The organism is Neobacillus sp. NRS-1170 (genome assembly GCF_050468025.1).
Window position 1 is genome coordinate 1 of record NZ_JBITPF010000137.1, and the last position, 4,817, is coordinate 4,817.

4 protein-coding genes are annotated in these 4,817 nt (G+C 36.1%); 2 read left to right on the plus strand and 2 right to left on the minus strand.

Going from position 1 to position 4,817, the window contains the following annotated elements:
- Positions 1-511 precede the first annotated feature (511 nt).
- Complete coding sequence (locus tag ACIFOT_RS32450; RefSeq protein ID WP_430073112.1) at positions 512-733, plus strand: hypothetical protein; 222 nt, start codon at positions 512-514, stop codon at positions 731-733.
- A 775-nt stretch (positions 734-1,508) separates the two neighbouring features.
- The gene (locus tag ACIFOT_RS32455; RefSeq protein WP_430073115.1) at positions 1,509-2,408 is read left to right on the plus strand and encodes a VanW family protein; all 900 of its coding nucleotides are present in this window, start codon (positions 1,509-1,511) and stop codon (positions 2,406-2,408) included.
- Positions 2,409-2,975: 567 nt separating this feature from the next.
- Here the strand turns inward: ACIFOT_RS32455 and ACIFOT_RS32460 are convergent.
- Positions 2,976-3,644: a Type 1 glutamine amidotransferase-like domain-containing protein gene (locus tag ACIFOT_RS32460; protein ID WP_430073118.1), complete on the minus strand. Its 669-nt coding sequence runs from the start codon at positions 3,642-3,644 to the stop codon at positions 2,976-2,978.
- Positions 3,645-4,107: 463 nt separating this feature from the next.
- On the minus strand, positions 4,108-4,563 hold the full coding sequence (comJ, locus tag ACIFOT_RS32465; RefSeq protein WP_430073121.1) for a competence protein ComJ: 456 nt from the start codon (positions 4,561-4,563) through the stop codon (positions 4,108-4,110).
- Between the last annotated feature and the right edge of the window lie 254 nt (positions 4,564-4,817).

A 4,817-nucleotide genomic window follows, 5' to 3' on the forward strand; every position in this document is an offset into this window, starting at 1 on the left:
ATCAGTACATTTCTTCACAATCTCAATTAATTTCGTTTTTTCTGCTCATTGGCAAGGGGAAAATTTTTTAGCTGAATAACCTTAATTGGTTTGTAATTTCTTTCCCTTGCCCTGGGATTCCAAGCCGCTTTTGCAAACGAATTGGTAAAATAGAACAAAAACGCTGCCTTGTAATCACAGCCAAATATTTAAGGAAAGTACTCGTTAGTGTACATTCTTTCACATTCACTGGACAACCATTAGGTCCTTAACTCATGAATTTTTTTAATAAGTAGCTGTTGTTTATGTATATGAACCTCTAATAGGTATAAAGTCTAAAGGAAAATAGAGGGATTTACTTACATCAATCATCTTTTATAATACATAGAAAGAAGTTGGGTACTTGTTTAATATAGTATTCATCCTCGTGTGCCCTGGCACAAAAAGTGATGGTTCCTCTAGGGGAGTCAAATATTCGGATTGGGTGATATTGGACAGATTAAACCATTCTTAAAATGAAAGGAAATTTAGTTTGAAGGAATTTACAATTTGCTATACATTGGATAATGATATAATCACAGAAAAAATGATAAAAGATTCAGATGTTAAAAAAGAAGATGTTGAAAAAGAAATATATGAAAGAATGGATTGTTATAAATACTTTATCGTGAGAAATGACCGAGATTATTTTATCATTAATTCATTATCTATACGTTATGTACAAATAATGAAGGAAAAAATATTAGTCAAATAAAATTTTAATAAATCGTGTACCCTTGTTTAAATAAGGATTTGTCAGAGAGATCCATCCTTGAGAATGCCCAAGGGTGGATTTCTTTTTTTGGACAAAATAAGTGCAACATACTCATATTAATTTTTTACAAAATGACCGAAAAATTACCGTGAGAATGATCCAAAATAAGAACTTCCCCCCCTGAAAGTTTTGTTCCTTTTTGTTAGAACAACAAGAAAAGGGACCGCCTAAGCCATCCCAATCCTTACTCTTACGCAAGTTTGTTTTTTTCTACGATAATATATAAGGAAAGTATAAAACTTTTAGCTACTCCTAGCGTTTATTCTATCGCTTATATCTGCTTTGTTTTATTATGTTTTCCTCATTAGTCTTTGCGATTCTTTCTACTTGGTTGATTAATGACCCTCTTAACAACACTGTGTTTATTACCGGAATTATAGCACCGATTATAACAATGCAAGCTACCTCTTTTCTTCGACTACTCTTTCTACCCCACATTTGTTAATAATCCCTTTACAATTTATGTAAAATTAATTTCCCATAACTTTACAAATTTCATTCAAACCAACAGGTAGTTAATAAAGGAATGGGTATTTTCCAGAATGCATCAATAAGAAATCACGAAGCGTCTATATCTTCAACTCTTGCACCCGTTATTCTAAATATAATTCTTCACAAGGATTCCTTTCCAGAAATAACCGGAATAAAAGTACAGCTGCAATTACATGAAATGGAGCTTTCAACTCAATAATTAGATTAGGGAGGTTTTAAGCATATGAATTTAAGTTGGATACTTGGGCTAATAATTTTATCTCAACAAGTGAATATGCCAGGAAGTTTAGTGATTACTAACAACAGTCATCCTATTTCAGTTGTCAACCGTTCTAACTTTTCGATGCACTTGCCTGTATTACCCATTGTAGATCAACAAAAGCTAAAAAAATTTATGGACCGAATAGACCAGCATGTTACCCAAAATCCTAAAAATGCATTTATAGATAAAAACGGTCATATTATACCAGAACAAGTCGGTTACTGTTTAAATCGCCAAGTTTTCGCAGAAAATATTTTTTCTTATTATTTTAATAATGGTTCATCTGAATTTGAAGTCCCCTTACTAGCTATTTATCCAAGGATCGACAGTGAATTACTTGGAAATATTAGAGGCGAAAAAATTGGGGAATATATAACATTCTTCAATTCCAAAAACAAAGAAAGAAACAATAACATTTATCTTGCTGCAAAAGCCATTAATAATTATGTTCTTTTTCCAGGTGAAATATTTTCCTTTAATAAAGTGGTTGGAGAAAGAACAGCAGGAAAAGGATATATGCCTGCTACTGTAATCGTTAAAGGGGAACTTTCAGAAGACTATGGTGGTGGAATTTGTCAAGTATCATCTACCCTTTTTAATGCAGTTGATAATGCTGGTTTAAATGTTGTTCAGCGTAGCTCACACAGTAGAGAGGTTTCATACGTTCCGCCAAAGCGGGATGCCACTGTTAGTTGGAATGGACCTGACTTAATATTTAAAAATGAATACAATCAACCTATACTCATTATTGCAAAATCGATAGAAAACAAATTAAAAATTGAAATCTATTCTTCTGATGTAATTACATATACACCTAAGAAAGTTCCATATCTTCCTTATGAAAAACATCCCCAAAAGTAAATATATACTTTGGGGATTTTCTTTTTCCATCATGAAAGGATGGGCTTTTTCAATTTTCGTTAATCTGCCCCATTAGTCAATAAAAAAAATGGGATTGCCGCAGCATCCCAATCTTAAACTCTTGCACCCATTTGTTTAAGTGTAAAATTTCACAATCTTTCAAAATTCAATAAGGGTTTTTATTGACCAAGCCAACTATGTATTTAAACCACGTGTTTCCACACTCCACATATCCAGAGTGTATGTGGGAACAAAAGTGGTGCAGGTGATTTTACAAAAAAACTAACGGAACCAGTATTGTCTGACTCCGTTAGGCATATCTTTCTACTTCATTAAAGCTTAAATTGGGTGCACACCAGTTTAACGTCTTACTTTACTTTTACCTTGAATTAGAATACTTCTACTGTTTCCCTATATCATCTAGATTCTTTGACCCAAAGTTATCAAGCAATGGCCAGCACTTCATCTGTTGACGCTGGTTGAAGCGAAGACCCAGTCAAATGAAATCATATTTTCATCACAAGAATCTCGCCTACGTTTTTTGATATGTTTAGCGGCGGAGAAATATCAGTGCGAAAACAATTTCCAATGCCCTTCGGAGACAACTTCGACCTCTCCGTCGATTACTTTGATGGCGGTTTGATCATCAATTGCATACGACGCCCCCTGAATCCCGGCGGCCCATCTCTCTGCATTAGCCATCGTGTTATACGGCAGCATCTCGTGATCCAAATGCGGGAACATTGCAAAATCGACAAGTCCCAGCGTTTCATCACCACCGTTGGGTGGAGTCCAGCCAACGAAGAAGTCCCCGATGTTAGGTGCCATTACCATGCTCCCAGCACTCATTCCCACATAGACTGCGTGCAGCGACGGCAAGAGGTCTGCCAGCCCGGATTGCCGCATCCAATGGCACAGGTAGAGGGCGTCGCCGCCCGACACCAGCAGGACATCCGTCTCCCGGACCAGCGGCACCCAGCGGTCTTCACTAATACTTGGTAGCGCTGTGAGCTCCAGTATGCCGACGGATTTCCAGCCTAGGTCGACCATAGGATTATCTTCTTTCCCGCTGATGAACTCCCAAGCTTTGACGCCGGGGCCAACCCAGGGGTGTCCGTACATCGCGGTGGGGATGCACAGGGCGTTGGAGTCGGCGATTGGCTTGTCCAGCATGCCAACCAGCGCCTTGTGTATGCTTTTGTTATTGATGCCTGCAGATGTAAGCAGAAATTTCATAACTCAACTCCTTGTCGTTAAGCTACTATTTTTTAGTATATTCTGAAAGGCAAGAACTTTTAAGTATAACATATACTCGATTGCACACTGCCTAAACCTTTTTGATCAGTAGTTAAATGCAAAATGAACATAATGGCGTACAAACTGCATTTTAACCTATTTTTTCATATCCCTATTCTCAACGGTGTGTGCGGAAATCTTAAAAACGATTTTCACCTCCCTAACATTTAATAATGTTTGATGAATGATGAAAGATAATTGATAATCGATTTTCACCTCAACCCGAATCATAATATTTTTAAATTTATCCTCTAAAAATTTTAGATGGATTTATTTAATATTCTTCACTTTCAATCAAAAATCCTTTTTATATTAACCTGCTTCGTTAGTGCAATAAAAAAAGGGGATCGCCGCAGCCATCCAAATCTTTAACTCTTGCACCCGTTACTTGAAAAAGACTTCCTTATATTGCTGGCTTAGCGTTCATCACTAACACTGATGGTGGGTTTAGTTCATCATCTGCTTTGATAATATTCGCCTTGGGATTATTATTTTTTATGAAAATAAATGAGTAATCACCCAACCCATTTTCTAATCGTTTTACGGTAAAGAGTAACTCGTACATTCCCTCTTCAATATCAATCGCTTTTGTTTCCATAACAGAACCAACTTCAATTCCTTTGTTACCGATATAAAAAGGGACAGCTATTGCCCTAATAACATTGGTATCCACTTCTTTCTTATCCGTAACTCTTACAGTAATTTTACATTCTACATCATCGGAAAGAGTACCAAAAGATACAGAACCTTCTCTACAAGCAAAACCTTGGTTTATATGAATGTCATTCCAATCGTTAAATGGATTTTCTAAACCATACTGAAATACTGCTAATTGGGAATAGAATATATCACTTTTCAAAGGATCTCAGTCATTTTCTTCAATCCTTTTATTAAATATAAGACCCATTATACCTTAAATAACTAGACAACTTTTCTTTCACTAAACTGACCCGTTAGTGCAACAAGAAAAAAGGATCTCCGCATCAATCCTTTCTTAAACTCACACGCACTCGTTAGTACAAAAAGAAAAAAGGACTGCCGTAGCAAATCCTAACTAATCTAATTATCTATTGGAGAAAAATATACATTCCTGAAAGGATAATCATTACCACC